Annotated in this window: 12 protein-coding genes; 4 read left to right on the forward strand and 8 right to left on the reverse strand. The window is 52.7% G+C overall.

The features are described 5' to 3' along the window. Positions 1-13: 13 nt before the first annotated feature. A complete protein-coding gene (locus tag ACYVI2_RS26650) occupies positions 14-1,348 on the reverse strand; it encodes an MFS transporter (RefSeq protein WP_415817179.1) in 1,335 nt (444 codons plus the stop codon). A 79-nt stretch (positions 1,349-1,427) separates the two neighbouring features. Beyond that, a complete protein-coding gene (locus tag ACYVI2_RS26655) occupies positions 1,428-2,756 on the reverse strand; it encodes an amidase (protein ID WP_415817177.1) in 1,329 nt (442 codons plus the stop codon). Positions 2,757-2,919: 163 nt separating this feature from the next. Here ACYVI2_RS26655 and ACYVI2_RS26660 point away from each other — a divergent pair, with 163 nt between their 5' ends. The 4 genes from ACYVI2_RS26660 to ACYVI2_RS26675 all read left to right on the forward strand — a co-directional run bounded on the left by ACYVI2_RS26660 (position 2,920) and on the right by ACYVI2_RS26675 (position 8,132). Further along, positions 2,920-3,981 carry a LacI family DNA-binding transcriptional regulator gene (locus ACYVI2_RS26660; protein ID WP_415817175.1) on the forward strand — a complete coding sequence of 354 codons (1,062 nt, stop codon included), beginning with the start codon at positions 2,920-2,922 and terminating at the stop codon, positions 3,979-3,981. Between the two features lie 690 nt (positions 3,982-4,671). Further along, entirely contained in the window at positions 4,672-5,673 is a 1,002-nt protein-coding gene (locus ACYVI2_RS26665) for a reverse transcriptase domain-containing protein (protein ID WP_415817173.1), read from the forward strand. Then, positions 5,670-7,229: an AAA family ATPase gene (locus ACYVI2_RS26670; RefSeq protein ID WP_415817171.1), complete on the forward strand. Its 1,560-nt coding sequence runs from the start codon at positions 5,670-5,672 to the stop codon at positions 7,227-7,229. Before ACYVI2_RS26665 ends, ACYVI2_RS26670 begins: the two co-directional genes overlap by 4 nt. A 288-nt stretch (positions 7,230-7,517) precedes the next feature. Continuing rightward, positions 7,518-8,132, forward strand: a complete 615-nt coding sequence (locus ACYVI2_RS26675) for a hypothetical protein (RefSeq protein WP_415817169.1) — start codon at positions 7,518-7,520, stop codon at positions 8,130-8,132. A gap of 138 nt (positions 8,133-8,270) precedes the next feature. Here the strand turns inward: ACYVI2_RS26675 and ACYVI2_RS26680 are convergent, their stop codons facing one another. The 6 genes from ACYVI2_RS26680 to ACYVI2_RS26705 form a co-directional block, all read right to left on the reverse strand. Next, positions 8,271-8,567 (reverse strand): DCL family protein, encoded by a 297-nt coding sequence (locus tag ACYVI2_RS26680; RefSeq protein WP_415817167.1) that lies wholly within the window; start codon positions 8,565-8,567, stop codon positions 8,271-8,273. A 26-nt stretch (positions 8,568-8,593) separates the two neighbouring features. Next, positions 8,594-11,194 (reverse strand): DEAD/DEAH box helicase, encoded by a 2,601-nt coding sequence (locus ACYVI2_RS26685; RefSeq protein ID WP_415817165.1) that lies wholly within the window; start codon positions 11,192-11,194, stop codon positions 8,594-8,596. Next, positions 11,191-12,141 (reverse strand): HamA C-terminal domain-containing protein, encoded by a 951-nt coding sequence (locus ACYVI2_RS26690; RefSeq protein ID WP_415817163.1) that lies wholly within the window; start codon positions 12,139-12,141, stop codon positions 11,191-11,193. The genes ACYVI2_RS26685 and ACYVI2_RS26690 overlap by 4 nt, the downstream gene beginning before the upstream one ends. Before the next feature lie 413 nt (positions 12,142-12,554). Then, positions 12,555-14,150 carry a GmrSD restriction endonuclease domain-containing protein gene (locus ACYVI2_RS26695; protein ID WP_415817161.1) on the reverse strand — a complete coding sequence of 532 codons (1,596 nt, stop codon included), beginning with the start codon at positions 14,148-14,150 and terminating at the stop codon, positions 12,555-12,557. A 339-nt stretch (positions 14,151-14,489) separates the two neighbouring features. Next, positions 14,490-14,624 carry a zinc ribbon-containing protein gene (locus ACYVI2_RS26700; protein WP_415817159.1) on the reverse strand — a complete coding sequence of 45 codons (135 nt, stop codon included), beginning with the start codon at positions 14,622-14,624 and terminating at the stop codon, positions 14,490-14,492. Between the two features lie 109 nt (positions 14,625-14,733). Beyond that, on the reverse strand, positions 14,734-15,237 hold the full coding sequence (locus ACYVI2_RS26705) for an SH3 domain-containing protein (protein ID WP_415817157.1): 504 nt from the start codon (positions 15,235-15,237) through the stop codon (positions 14,734-14,736). Positions 15,238-15,307 lie beyond the last annotated feature (70 nt).

Genomic DNA, 15,307 nt, shown 5'->3' on the forward strand with positions numbered 1-15,307 from the left:
GGTCAAAATCTCATTACTTCACGGCCATCGCTGCCCAATTGGTTTGGCCCGGCCGGACAAATAGCATTGCCAGCACGCCCACTCCCGTCGCAACGGCAGCTGCAATGAACATGGACGAATAGCCATACTGCATCGTGAGATAGCCGGTCAACGTAGGCGCAACAATAGCGGCCGTATTGGCAACGGCGTGCGTCATTCCGCTGAAAGCGCCGGTGCGAGTGGCGGGCGCTGTATCAATGACGACAGCCCAAAACACTGAGTTCGGCAAAGAATTAATCGCGTTGGCCAAGGTCAACAAACCAACGGCCACCCATACCGTCTCTGCTTTCGACACGAAGAAAAAGCACACACTGGTGCACAACAGGCAGACAGCAGCAAATAGGCTCCGAGCTTTTACGAGGCTGCCCGTGGACTTGTATATAGCGTCAGAAATCTTGCCTCCTAACAACACGGTGAAGCAAGCACCGACCCAGGGAATCATCCCCATGTACCAGAGTGACGAGAGATTGAAATGGAATTGATCCTCGAGATACTTTGGTGTCCACGTCAGCAGCAGGAAGTTGACGTACATGAATGAGAAATACGCCAACGCATTGAGCACCAAGGTCCGGCTTTTAAAGTATGACCACCAAGGCACACGCACGGATGCGCTGTCATCGGCGTTGCCCGGCTTGGCTTGCTCTTCTTTTGCTTTTTCCTGAGCCAAGTAAGCTTTTTCTTCGTCTGAGATGTACTTGTTGCTCTGAGGAGTATCAGTGAACACGCGCATCAAGAAGAAAAGAACGACCAGCGACACCACCCCGAGGATGATGAACATCGCCCGCCAGCCGCCCGTGGCGTACTGTAAACCAGAGGCGATCGGTGCTGTCAGCAAAGCGCCCAATGGCGTGCTGACCAAACCCAGGGCCACGACAAAGCCGCGCTCTTTAGGTGCTGCCCAGCGGGAAATGCTCTTGTTGATCGCCGAGTACGCGGGCCCCTCGGCGAAGCCGAAAACGATCCGGATGACCGCGAAACCGGCCAACGCAGACCCGCCGAACATCGCAACCCCGAGATCGCCTGCATAGGCTGTAGCCATGGCGAGAATAGACCAACTGCCCGCTGCCCAAAGCCAGACTTTTCGAGGCCCCAAGCCGTCAGCCAGGAATCCGCCGCACAGCGCGCCGAACAGATAGCCGTACCCAAAGTATCCGAGCAGAGCGCCCCATTGCGCCCTGTTCAATCCGTATTCCGAGGTGATGCTCGCCGCCGCATACGACATGGCGCCGCGATCAATGTAGTTCAGCAGCGCAAGCAGCATGATCAACAAAAATATGTTGTATCGGCGCCTTGGTTCTATGGTGCTCATTTTGTTTTCTACCCTTTTTTTGATCCTGTTGGCAAAACCGTTTCGGCCTGCGTTTTCGATTTGGTCAGTATTGAGTCAATCAAATCCGATTGGCGGACTCGAGCACGGCGCCGACTTGGTACAGCGTGGCTTCATCGTGATACCGGCCGATCAATTGCATGCCATGCGGCAATCCGTTTGTCTCGCCGAAAGGCACTGACAGGCTCGGATGGCCAGAGAGATTTGTCGGTGCTGTCAGTCGCGTGATCAACCAAAAAGTCGGATGCGCAGTACCGTCCACCAACGTTTCCCGTTCGTCGATCCGCGGCGCAGGCACACCACATGTCGGGCTCAACAGAATGTCCACATCGGCCAAAGCCGCATCGAATGCCGACTGTGCCGAATGGCGTTGCGCCATCGCGCCTAGATAATCAGCCGCCGACACGTCTGCCCCGGTCATTAAGCGAGTGCGAACCTCTGGCAGATAGGGTTTATTGGCATCCAGCGCTGCCCGGTGTGTTGCATAGGCCTCTGCACGCAGAATCAACTGCTGGTTGTCGTAGATCGCCTGCGTCTCTGGCACCTCGATATCGACAACACGCGCGCCGGCTGCCTCCAGAGCCTCTCGCGCACGGCGCACACTTGCCTGCACGTCATTACTGACAAAGTCGGCGAAATAGCCTCCGAGCACGCCGATCGTCATACCTGCGATGGGTTTTCCGACCTTTTCGGCGTAGCGGCCAGGCGCAGCGCCGCTCAATACTTCGAGGACCAGGGCGTTGTCCAGAATAGTCGCGCTCAAATGGCCTACATGATCGAGCGTGGGGCTCAGCGGAAATACACCGGTGCTAGGCAACAAATCAACGGTCGGCTTCAGTCCCACCACGCCACAAAACGCTGCCGGCAAACGCACCGAAGCACTGGTGTCCGAACCCAAAGCGGCCAGGCAGAGACCTGCCCCGACGGCGGCAGCCGAACCACTGCTGGATCCACCCGACACGTGCTCAACGTTTCGCGGGTTACGTACCGGCCCGAAGTCCGACCGATCACCCGTGGATCCATACGCAAATTGGTGCGTGTTGGTTTTGCCAAGCACCACCGCGCCCGCGTTGCGCAAACGTTGCGCCACCAGCGCGTCCGTGCTGGCGACGTTCTCGGCGTATTGGGTCGAGCCCATGGTGGTGCGCATTCCCGCCACATCGATGAGATCCTTGATCGCCACGGGGACGCCGTGCAGAGGCCCCAGCGCTCCGCCGGCCGACATTACCTTGTCGCACAGCTCTGCGGTTGCCAGGCTCGCCTCTCGATCCACCGAGATGAAGCTATTCAGCTCGGATTGCCCAATTTGCTCCAAATAGGTCTGGACGACCTCGGACGCGGTGCCCTGCCCCGAGCGATACGAAGCTAGAAGTTGATTGATATTGCCCACGATTTCCTCTGCACAACAATTTACCCAAACGATTGGGCTGAAGTTTCACGCAAAGATACATGTGCTATCAAGCATGGTTTACCCTAACGTTTGGGTAAATTTAGGTGCGTTTGTGATCTGGGGTGGCTTGGTATCATTTGGGATTGATTCAACCCTTTGTCCAATGAAACAAGGCCCTGTCACTCTGAGCGCGCTCGCGCGGCTGCTAAACGTGCACGTATCCACCGTCTCGCGCGTGCTGAACGGCTCAGACGAGGATGCAAAATCGGCAGCCGCGCCCGAAACCGTCCAGCGGATCCGGGACCTGGCTAAACAACTCAACTACAGGCCGAATCCGAACGCCATTGGGTTGCGAACGCAGCGCACACGCACGATAGGCGTGCTGGTGCCGCAACTGTCTGACATCGTGGTCGCCATGATTTACGAGGGCATAGACGCGGCGGCCGTGCAGGCGAATTACCAGACATTTGTTTCGAACACCCAGGACATCCCTGCCCGGCAACGTGAGTTGGGAGAGTCGGCTTTGGCGCGACGGGTGGATGGAATCATGTTTGCAGATGCGCGGTTGGATGATCCCTACTTCATTGACGAGATTGCGAAACGAGGCATCCCGATGGTACTGGTGAGCCGCCGATTGGGGCAACACTGCTCTGTCACGTGTGATGATTTTGAAGGTGGGCGGTTAGCGGCTGATCATCTGGTAGGGCTGGGGCATAGGGATATTGCCGTGCTTGCGGGACAGGCACATGCGAGCACTGGGGTGGATCGCACGGCTGGGTTTGTGGCCAGGTGCGAGGAGCTCGGGGTTGATATCGATAAGGCCTGGCGGCCTACTAGCCCGTTTAATACTGAAGCTGGCCGGAGCGTGGGAGAAAGACTGCTGAGTGGATCGCGAAAGCCGACGGCGTTTTTCGCAGTGAACGATTTTTTGGCTATCGGGCTGATGGGGGCTCTGCGGGATTATGGGATGACGCCGGGGTCGGATGTGGCGGTGGTGGGATATAACGATACGCCTGTGGCTGCGGATTTGCCTATTAGCTTGACGTCAGTGCGGTCGCCTATGCATGAGATGGGGTATAGGGGGGCTGAGTTGTTGATTGAGCAGATGAGGGGGAGTAGGCCGGAGTCGGAGAGGTTGGCGCCGGAGTTGGTTGTTCGGCAGAGTAGCGGGGGGGGTATTGGCGGATGGACTTGGCGCGGGGCTTCCGCACTGAGGCCGCCATGAACCAGTTTGCTATCCTCTTCGGAGATCGCTTTACTGATGCGCGTGGATAACAACTTTTAAAACGCCTCGCCCACAAAAATACGGACACTCCCAGGAGTGTTTATGTCTCGCACACAAAATCGCGGTTAGGCCCACTTTCGATAAAAAACTACTTCACAGCGTCATCGACGAAACAACAATCAACCCATGATCGCCCATGGAACCCTCGTGTGAGGTAGAGGCACGATGCCACAACAGGAACTGCCGGATTCCTCATCCGAGCTGAAGAATTAGCTACTGGCGACTAAGATGATTGTGCAACGCCACCATAGTGATGTAGCACTCTTGCAAGCGTCAATTGCCCACCTAACAGGCTGCCCCCCGCCCCGCCTAGCCGGCATTTACGAACAGCCGAAGCGGGCCCATTGTCATCCAACTACAAAGATTTACAATGGGGAAATCGAGCTCATGCTCAAGACGGGGTCAGGGTAGGGGATCGGGAGGCGGCGGCGCAATCTGGTTTGTTGGATCTACTATTGCGTGGCTTGAATTTGATTCAAGCCACGCAACCAGGTTGGGTAGAATTAGACGGCCTAGAGGTCAGCAAAATGACTGGAGCTACTCCTAGTCACTGACATGCACTGATTATATAACTACAAAGCGGATTGACGCAATACGTCCCAACGTTGCCCACTCAATACTAAAGCGACTATGACAAAACAACCTTTGCAAAAGCTCTTTGACGCGATGTATCACGGCAAGTTTAGTTTTCATGACTTTTTGCAAAGCCCCGTTGAGACGAATTACGAAATAGCTGCGGGCAATGCATCTGGAAGCAGAACGCTTTTCAAGCCTAAAGAAAATCTCAAGACGTACCACCGATTCCTGAATTTATTTCTATTTGAGCTTTTGCCGATCAACGAACGGGTCGTATTCTCCTACCGAAAAGGCTTTAGTGCCGTCAATGCCGTCCAAAAGCATACCAAAAGCAAATATTTCTTTCAAACGGACATTAAATCTTTTTTCGACTCCATTGATAGATCATTGACGCAGAAAACCATCCTTGCTGGCGAAGAATGCTGCCCCATTGAAGATCTTCACAAACACATTGATCGAATCGTTGATCTTGTCTGCGTTGGCGACTCACTCCCCGTCGGACTGCCCGCGTCAGCACCATTAAGCAACGCCGTCCTAGTTAATTTCGATCACGAACTAGAGCAACTCTGCGAACAGCGGGAGCTTATTTATTCAAGATATGCTGATGACATCATCATTTCCGGACAAAAGCATGAGCACCTACTTGACCTAGAAGTGCTAGTGCAGGAAACGTTACATCAGTTTTGCTCTGAGAAATTCTTTATTCACTACGGAAAAACACGATTCTTCCAAGTTGGAGGTAAGGTAAAAATCCTTGGAATGATGATTCTTCCTACCGGAAAAATTAGTGTTGACACGAAGAAAAAAAATGACTTGGAAGTCTTAATTCATTTTTACTTAAATGATCGCGGGCGGTTTAAAGATATGGTCAATAAGAACAAGAAGCGCTCGGAATCTGATGAAGAACTATCCGAAGATGACTACATCGCTTATTTGAGCGGGAATATCAATTACGTAGATTCTATTGATCCGGCTTATACAGATAAGTTGCGCAGAAAGTTTGGATCGACAACTATCGATATACTCAAATATAGCGGATTCGCAAAAGAAAAATGAAATTAGACATCTCGATTCGAAATGTTCAGCATATTAAGAAGATAGAGTTTTCTTTCGATTTGGCCGACAAATCCTTGGTTTGTATCACCGGAAAAAATGGATCCGGGAAGACAATGCTCATCAAGGCGATTGGCAACCTAATCAATGCAGATATATTATCGAAAACAAGCGCGCCCAAGATCGTTTCAGATAACAGCGAAATTCACTATGAAATTGGCGGACAAAGCATTGTTTTCAAATACAACAAAAAACTCAAAATGCTCGACTCGCGGGATACGCTGTCGAAGGCTCTGAAGGATAAGCTATCAGTAGAGCTTCCGATTCCCTACGGAGAACGCTTCAACTTCTTCCAAAAAATCAGTGGTATCGATAATGATATTCGGCGCCAAGTTGTACTTCAACGATATTCCAGGCCCACTGAGCTCATCGAGTTCTTGAAAGCCATCTACGCCACAAATAAGTTTGACAACCTCGTAGAGATACAAGTAAAGAATGTTCCATATTACGTTATTCCGTATGAGGACAATTACTACTTGCGCGAGGACTATTTTAGCTCGGGCGAATACTTCCTTATTAGCCTGTACCGGCGCATTCGCTCAAGGTACTTGGCTGTTTTTATCGATGAAATCGACATTTCATTGGATGCTGCGGCACAAGTTCGCTTAGTTGAGTGGCTGAAGAAATTTAAGGAAATCTACAAGACGAAGTTCATCTTCACTACCCACTCCCTAGCCATGATGCGAACAGTCTCTGATGATCTGTTTTGCATGGAGGAGCAAGCTGACGGAACGATCGCTATTGAAAAAAGGTCTTATGGATTCATCAAAAGCACCTTATTCGGGTTTAATGGATGGGAAAAATACATCCTCACAGAAGACGAGGTGCTTAAAGACTTTCTCCGATATTTGATTGAGCAACGCTGCATGAGGCCGTTTTATCAACTCAAAATAATTTACGTCGGGGGAGGCACGAATACAGCCGATCTAATGCAGAGAAATAAGATTGAGAAATTTTTCTCAGACGAACACAAAAATGTCATGGTTGTATTGGACGGCGACCAAAAAGGGAAAGCGCACGCAAAGAAGGAAAATGTCTACTGCATTCCCATTGAGAGTGTTGAAAAGGAGCTACTTACCAGATGCCTCTTAGGTGAATTCTGGGACACGGCCAGATTCCGAGCACTCATTGAAGATCATGAACGGCTAGCCGATTTCATGCAGAAAAAAAACAATGGCACAAAGAACCTGCTCAAAGTGTGGTTCTATAAGTTCCTCTTGCTATTCAAAAAAAATACCGAGTTGCGGAGAAGGCTCAGTTCTGCCCGAGGAGAACCCATTAAAGAGAGGGATTTCTCAAACGCAGGGAAACGACTATTTAAGTATTTAACTCAGCACGAATATACCCAGCAGCAAATCTTCGAATTCCTGATTGAGAAAAATCTCACGGGAATTTCAGCATTGCAACGTACTGTCGAAGAATTCCTGTCTGCTCGTACCAAAACAAAAGAAGAAGTTCAAGCTATCGAACCAATTGCCTCCCCTCAGCAAGTCACTTAGGATTGGCTATAAAGCCCCCTCCGAAAAGTCCGGCCAATCAACACTAATATTTCTCATTACATAAAAGTTCATTGTCTAATGCTTGGCACCCGCTTGTCGTTTTTACGTTCAGCGGCCGCTTTCGATCCAAAGCGATCTGCGGCCTTGCGTATTTTGATGACCACTTTGAGCCGCTCTTCCCTCGGCGGCAGTTCTAATCACGCCGTAATGAGGCCAAAATAGACGTCAAGCTGCAAGGTGGCCTGTAAAGTTCTCATTCCATTGCGAATCATGTTCCCGCCAGCTAACATGATCGCCATGCAGGCGATGAACTTTCAAAATAAAACGAAGAAAGAGCTCGAGGCAATGCTGTCGATCCAGGCGGATTTGAATAGAGCCGAAAGATCTCTGGACGCGATTCGTCAAAACTACGCCACTTCGTCTGAGGTGATGGCAGCCTTGTATACGCAGTTTCTTGTCTCCTACGTACGTTCGTTCGCGAGCGGTCGGAGAAAGGGATTACGTGAGGACATCTTCACTGATCGGGAACTCCTCGCCATTCACAGAGAGCTCAAGGGCGTGCGCGATCGACACATCGCTCACCCTGTGAGCGATCACGAACAATGCGTTGTGCTTGCGGCCGTTCCCGAGCCAAGCCGCAACGAGCTTGTCGGACTCGGGGTCAGGTATTGGTTCTTCGTAGCGGACGCGCCAGAGAAGTTGAGCGAATATCGTAGGCCTCTTGAATTTGCCCTCTCCCATGTCAATGCTGAGGCCGAGCGACTCGGCGATCAATTGGCTCAAGAGCTCCTGGGTGAAGGTCATACATGGGAGTCCGCCCAGGGCGCCTTCTGGTCGGTGCTGTCTGCCGAAGATGTGTTTGGCCCGGGCGCAGACGATGCAATGGGGCAGGCACAAAGGTAATCCCCTGGGAGAGATCCTAACCCCGCACACATTACCGAAGTTCCCGCAGTCTGCAAGCAAGTGCGTGATGACAGCTGATATAGGCATATGAGCTATCACTTTTAGTGCCGTGAACGAGTGCGGGCAACGCTATTTCGCTTAGCTACCGTGGATGGAGCCGGTAATGGAAAACTTTTCGGTCGTTCCATCAGGACGATTCACCCAGAAGCACTTCGTGCCGAAGTCAGCAGTTCGAACACTGAAGTCGGTAATGCCGCAACCAATTTTTGCGGCGGCATTTGGATGGCGCTCCAGCGCCGCTCGCAGAATCACTGCGTCGTCGGCGTTGACTCGATCGCCCACGTCATACCGGTGGAGCATCGCCTTCAAGTATTTGACAGCATCCCCCCTCCTGTCGAACTGCAATGGGCCGAGGACAATAGGCTTTGCGGGCATGTGTAACCTCCGATTCAGTGGTGGTATTACGTGGCTATGTCGCCAGGCAGCGTGAGACGTTCGCGCACCTCGCGGATGATGATGGCTGGGACACCCATTGTTTGGAGCTGACCCACACGCTCGGCAATCCACGCTACGCATTCCTCTCTGCTGAGGTCATCGCGGGCAATCTTCTCGTACAAAACAACGGCGCTCATGCGGGAAAGGCCAAGCTCCATGAGCGAGAGAAGTGTCGTCGACGAAACACCGAACTCAAGCTGCGTTCCGATATCCAAACCGTCGTCAATTAAATCTTCGCGGCCAATCTCACGCAGATGCAAGTGCAGCACATCCATATAGGCTGAAAGGTACTTTGGCGCCCTGAAGCGAGCGATCTGTTCCACCAATTCCATCGTGCCGCGGATCAAGTCCGGGAGTTTGAAAGACCTCCCGGTGTTTTGGTGCCATTCGATGCTATCTCGGATGATCCTAGCCAACGAATACCCCTTTAGCCATTTGACGACGATCAACGCATATAGCCTAATACGGCTATCAGGGGCGAAGGCTAGAAACATGTGCTTGTTAATCCTTCCCATAATCGTTATGAACCGGTCGTAGCTGTCATTGCTCGCCACCTCGGCCAAGAGCAGGTTTTCGACATCACCGCCATATGAACGGAAAGCGTCAAGAAGGCGCTGTAGACCAACCGCGCTAACCCCTGGGTGCCGAGCGGCCAGATCAACGTCGATTTCGATCTGCGCTGCCAAGGCACCTAGAGCCTGATCGAGCTTCGCAATCGACGCAGCGTCATGGCGCTTCGAGAGGCTGGCCGCTGATATAGAGCCAAGCCGCATGAAAGTGGTGAGCAGATACGCGCCAACCTGTTCGAATTTATCCGTGTCCTCAATGCTGGAAATATCCGATAACCCACGCTCGGATAGATAGTCCGCCATACCGTCGCCAAGGTCGAGAACAGCGTCGCTTTCGCGCTTAATGGGATAGCGTGCGCGGCTGGGCACACCACTGGGCCAAGCCTGCGTGTCCTCCGGATCGATACAGATGATGTTTCCTTGGAACTCATCGCCCCATCGGCCTGCGCGGCCAGCCAGGTTCCAGAAGTCGTGCGGCTCCATCGGATGGCCTTTCCCTTTTCGCGGTCCACGCACAACGATTGTGCGACACGACAGGTTCACGCCCTCGATCAGAGTTGAAGTACATACAAGGAAGCGAATTTTTCCTAAACGGAACAGCCGTTCTATCTCCAGCCGGAGCAGCGATGGCATGTTGCCGTAGTGGAACGCCACCCCTCGCTCAACTAACGGTGCAAGCCGAAAGTCCTGGTGCACGCCCTTCCGAGCAAGCTCGGCGAGTTCTAAGAGCTCCGAATCGACGGGCCTAAGCTTGGGGAGAAGCTGACTGATCAGATCGGCGACCTCTTCCGCCTCTCCGGCGCCATTCGTGTAAACGAGCGTCCCCCCCCTCTCGCCGACCGCTGCGGCGATAAATGCAAGACGCTTCTTGAGTCCATCCGGCGTGCTCGCGAGCTGAAGAGTCCCCACTGGAAGTGTTGACCCCTCGTGTCGAAGAGTAAGCGTCCAGAGCTTCGATTTTCGTGGCACCTGGGTCGCGACCATGAGGTTCTGAAGGACAGTGGAGGAGTCGCTATCGACGGCGACGGTCTGTACGCCATCAGGGGCATCCGTAAGTAACTCTTCCGGGTTCTGGGTCGCCGGGCTGATAAATACAGCCTTCAACTTTGGGTTAGCACGGGTAGCCCGCTCTATTGCATCCTGCAAAATCACGCCCCGCTGGTTGTCACCGATCTTGTGCGCTTCGTCCACGATGAGCAGATCGATCGAAAGCACGTCACTGAGGACGTTGGCGAGAAAGTGCAACCGTTCCTGTGTGAATACGAGAATCACTCGTGCGCCGCCAGCGCGAGCAGCTCTGTACTTATCAGGAAGGGGAAGAGACGACACCTCAATCACCTCGGTATTACCTAGGAGTCTCTTGAGACTGGTTTCTATCTCGGAGACCAGCGCGCGGGTCGGCGCGAGGTAGACGGCCACCCGCGCCTCACGCGCAATCACTTGGTCGATCAGCCACTGAAGCACGAGAAACGTCTTGCCAGAGGCGGTAGGCGCAGATGCCGAGAGCCAGCGTTCCCCGCCCGCATTGCTCCAGAAGCGTTGCTGAAAATCGTTTACTTGTAGCCAAGCACCACTCGATTGCACCAAGATGGAGCGGTCCATCTCGCGGCGCTGAGCTTCGAGACGCAACGCGACGCCCAGCCGCCCGTCAATGTCAGCTGCCAGCAGGCCCCGATTCGTGGCTAACGCGATGGCCCGGAAGTTGGAGAGCTTACCCAAGAGGACGGCACCCGCGTCTTTGAGTGCTTGACCGTTCGCCAGAGAAATTGCAGCGGTTGCGATCCGGAGCGCGGCTTCTTGATCGTGCCTTCGATCGGATCGCGCCAGAATGCTACCAGCGAGCAACAATCTGGGCCAATCAATCGCCGTGGCGGACGGTGCGGACGGATCTGGCGCCAGATTATCTAGTTCGTTACGTACTGTGAGTTGTGTAATTGCATCGAGATCGTCTCGGACGCCTTCCTGGAGCAGCCAGGATTGGAGGTCAGCGAGGCTCATTGTTCCTTGATCCCCATCGCCTTGAGGAACGCGGTGCGGAAACCTTCGGCTGAAGGTAGAGGGATACAGAACATCTCGATTTCCATCTGGGCAAGATTCTCCAATTTGAGCCGTTCTCCAATGCTATTGCGCCAACCAGTAAGTTCCGTGCGGGATGCCTTGATTATCTCCTCAGCAACCGCCTTCACATTGGCTTCTGGGTAGAATGATGCGTCGAAGCCTACAAGGGCCACGCCGCAGTACTGGACCCGCTTCGACATGACCGACGACTTGTCAAAATAGTTCTTGAGCGCATCGGTGAGAACTGGGTTACTAAGGTCGGCCTTGTCGCTCAGGAGTATCAGGTCGCGCTCCCGCCCCGCCTCCTCATGTTCGAGTTCGATCAAGAAGGGGGCGAGGGAATTGAGGCAGGCACGAATCGCAGCGCTCGCATTCCCGTAGATTTTTGATTCACCCCAGTAGAGCTTTAATACTCCTTCCGGCGTCACCCCGGCATACACCCCATCCGCGCCGTGATAGTGCATTCGCGTGTCCGTCTTGAGATCCATCTTGCAAAGAATTTGTGGCAACTTGAGGAAGCGCTCCGTCAGTAGGAACAGCAACATCTCGCCACCCTCGCCGGTGTTCGCTAAATCGGTAAATGAGCGTTTGGCCCGCTCGACGAGTTCGGTGACTGCCTCGGTGCTATTGAACCTATGGTCGCGCGCCTTCGCATCGGCGAGCTTCGAGCGCGGGATCGCATAGTCAACGACGGCGTTCCGCATGAACTCCGCCAGTCGATGCGGTTGAACACGGCCATTCCCATCCACCGAAAGACAGTGACAGTGGATCTTGACTGAATGTCCCTCAATGGGGACGTCTCGCTCCACCAGCGTAAGATGAACTTCAAGTGCTTCTGGATTTCCCGTTAAAGCAGATTCGAGATCAGTGGCAGTGATGGTCGACAAACGGCCTCCATATCGTCCACCCGTCTCCCACAGACGGGCAACGAAAGAAAATGTAACCGAACATACCTCCATAGTCCCCGAAATGGCGCCTAAGGCGCTTTAAGCAGGAGATTAAGTCGGTCGAATCACAACATAATTGCTCCTCTGCCGAGCTCGTACCTCTCGGTTGATGGCCATGATTGCATAACAACATCCATGCCATTCAACTGATACCCGATGACCCGTGTTGGGACAGTCCATGCAGCACTTGAAATTGAGATCAATGGAGTCCTGCATTGGTAGGTAGATCACCAGGCTACGATAATGTTTCAAACTTCTTCGTATTTCGCATGCTTGATTCGGTCTGACAGCGGCTGTTGCATCGCAGATTTCGGATGAGTGAAAACTGGAATTAGGCGTCACTTTGTCACGTTTCATCCAATAATGAGCTTGGTGACGTGATCCGTCAGAATCTTGCCGCGCTCATTTATAAAGTCAGTGTAGGTCGCTCTTCCATAGTCGAAGTTAGACGGAGCAGGAAGAAGGTTCGACGCGAAGACCACATCGCAATTGGCGCCCAACGATGCAACCAGCGGCGGCACGTACTTTGACGGCGGGTTGTCCGAAATTGTCTTGTTAGAAGCAGATGTCAACATGACAATGTTGACCAGAACGTTGGAAGATTCACTCTCCCCAATCGCTTTGAGATAGGCTCTCGGATAGACGTGGTGGTACTCTTTCTTGTTGTATGACGACAAGGCGTGCTGCACATCCACATTCATTCCGTTTGGGAGGTTCTTGGGGCCTGCTGCTGCAAGTGCCAAGATGAACGCGCGTGAACGAGAAACATTGCTTTTGAACTGTGTCTTGCCCCATTCAGCCGGCTGCGGAACGGAACCAAACTGTTCAGCTTCACCCCTGCCTTCAATAACGTAGGTCGCGACGTTTTCAAGGTCCTTGGAGACGAAATTCTCTCCCCCGACCTTGTATCTCTCGCCAAACGACGCGCGCCAGAACCACTGGCGTAACCGTGCCGACTGTTCCGCAGAGAGATGTTTTGTCTCCCGGAAAATGTAGGTAGTGATGATAAGTACAGCCTCGTATGACAAGAAGTCCCAACTGTGTATCTTGAACTGGGTGCTAAGTGCATCGACGGCGTGTTGTAGTGCAGCTTCTGTCTTCGAAGCCAGTGCGTCGATCTCTGCGGTCGTCAGGTTGCGCAGGTCACGCAACGCCTTGTCTTGAATAGCCCCAAGGTGGATTGCCGATACCGACTTGAGAATCGTGGAGCGTTCCGTCTCTCCGTAGCCTTTAGCGTCAACGGAGGCGAGGATCGCACTGACTTTCTCGTTAAGATCGAAGTCTTCCGCCCAGGTAGCCGCAACCATGAGATCGTAGGTTGATAGCCTTGTGCCAGAGCTATTGATTCGCTCGAAGATTGGGCAAACCTCGTCGATTGTGAGGTCCTTCAGCGTTACTACAGGCAGCTTATATTGAGTAAAAGCTGCAATGAGCTCGTCAAGTCTCTGCTGAAGCAACTGTGCATTCGGGAGTGTCAACAGCGAAGTTCGAAAGTTCAGTAGGCTCGTGGTGTTGAATAGTTTCCGCAGGGGAAATATCTCCGGCTTTGTGGCCCCAGATTTCAGCTCGACAAACGTCTCTTCGCTCAGGTCGTATCCGGCTTTGTATCCGTCAGCGTTCTCCGGCGCCCCCAGGCATGAATATATGACCGTGAGGCGTTGTTGGCCGTCTAGAACGTAGCTGGTAGGAGTGAGGTCATCAGTCTTCGGAAGTTGAAAGACTCCAATATCGCGTGCGGCGTGGAGCTTGTCTTTGGTCTTCCAGAGAAGAACACTTCCAATCGGATAGCCGTTCGCCACTGAGTCGAGGAGGTCCAGCGCTTGACCATCCTTCCAAACGAATTTTCGCTGGAACTGTGGAATCTTGACTTCGCCTTTCTTGATATCAGCTACTAGCTGACTGAAATAATAAGTCTCGGTAGTGAGTTGTGAAGATAGATCTGCCTTCATGCACAGCGCTCCGGAAAATCGAAGTTGACGCGAGTACGACGCGGAGGGGATTGGGAGGTAATCAATCCTGTTCTTTGGCGGCAAGCTTGCGCGCATATGTGAATGCAATACACATTGCAAGGTGACATGGACATATGGCGCCCGCCTAACCTGAAAGCATCACGTTTCTGCCAAACGGCTGCTATTGTGCTGCCGGTCCTGGCTGATAGCAGATGGCGATACCTGCGCGGCAGCTCTGTTAGTTTGGTAAAGATGTTTACACCCGCAAGACGCCAGTGGCCCACTTTGAGTAGTGTCCGTTTGATTAGATAACTGAACGAGCGTCATTCCCTTAATGAATTAAGGTCGAAACTCAGTCCCATGACATTTCGGGCATGGCGGCAAGACATCAGAGTTATCGTCAAGAAAAATCCGTTGCCCGCAGCTAATACAAACGTATGTCCCTCTTCCAGGCTTCTCTCCGGTAGTCGACATTTTCTTCTCCTGTGAAATGTATAGTCCATAATTAAATTCACCGTGGCCGGACTAACTCCCTCGGTTCTTTTTCTCTAATAACAATTCGCCAATCGCAATTTCCAAATCCCTATCGATACCGCTTATTGCCTCCAGACGTGATGCAATACCTGCCCCCTCTCGGCCCGAAGCAATTGCTAGAGGATGAACAAGGGCATCCTCCCGAATACGTTGATGTGAGGCGATTAATACGAGGAGATGACGACGTGCTTTGCTGTAGCAGCGCGGAGCTTTTCTTCGGCGCGTCTTTCTGCAAACAATTCCGATCCGAACAAAGATGCGTCATTGATACCCAGCGTTCCGACTGACCATCTGGAGTAATACGCCCCCAGTCCCCCTGACGCACGTACACTTTCACTGAAACCCCTCGCATTAGGCTTCCAACCACGGTGCCGTTAGGTGATGCGCGTTGCTTCAATGATGACGGTCGAGCAAAAAACTCTGGCTCCGGGACGTGTGCCGTCCTCGGATCGACAATAGGGGCAGTAGCGGCAACATGTGTAGAGGCAGTACTCGTGACGTTCGACACGGGAGCCTTTTGCACTGTTTTTTTCTCAGAGCAATTGCCAAGCATCGTAAGCGTCCGGCCATCCCATATTGACACGCCCGCATAAGCGGGCGTTGCTGTTTATGGTGTTTGCGGT

The organism is Bordetella tumbae (assembly GCF_054780995.1).

Bases quoted from the DNA above. Each gene is read 5' to 3' on its own strand.
- ACYVI2_RS26700 (WP_415817159.1), bottom strand. From the start codon at position 14,624: ATGTCGACTACCGGAGAGAAGCCTGGAAGAGGGACATACGTTTGTATT.
- ACYVI2_RS26660 (WP_415817175.1), top strand. From the start codon at position 2,920: ATGAAACAAGGCCCTGTCACTCTGAGCGCGCTCGCGCGGCTGCTAAAC.
- ACYVI2_RS26685 (WP_415817165.1), bottom strand. From the start codon at position 11,194: ATGAGCCTCGCTGACCTCCAATCCTGGCTGCTCCAGGAAGGCGTCCGA.
- ACYVI2_RS26680 (WP_415817167.1), bottom strand. From the start codon at position 8,567: ATGCCCGCAAAGCCTATTGTCCTCGGCCCATTGCAGTTCGACAGGAGG.
- ACYVI2_RS26695 (WP_415817161.1), bottom strand. From the start codon at position 14,150: ATGAAGGCAGATCTATCTTCACAACTCACTACCGAGACTTATTATTTC.
- ACYVI2_RS26675 (WP_415817169.1), top strand. From the start codon at position 7,518: ATGATCGCCATGCAGGCGATGAACTTTCAAAATAAAACGAAGAAAGAG.
- ACYVI2_RS26650 (WP_415817179.1), bottom strand. From the start codon at position 1,348: ATGAGCACCATAGAACCAAGGCGCCGATACAACATATTTTTGTTGATC.
- ACYVI2_RS26670 (WP_415817171.1), top strand. From the start codon at position 5,670: ATGAAATTAGACATCTCGATTCGAAATGTTCAGCATATTAAGAAGATA.
- ACYVI2_RS26705 (WP_415817157.1), bottom strand. From the start codon at position 15,237: ATGCTTGGCAATTGCTCTGAGAAAAAAACAGTGCAAAAGGCTCCCGTG.
- ACYVI2_RS26665 (WP_415817173.1), top strand. From the start codon at position 4,672: ATGACAAAACAACCTTTGCAAAAGCTCTTTGACGCGATGTATCACGGC.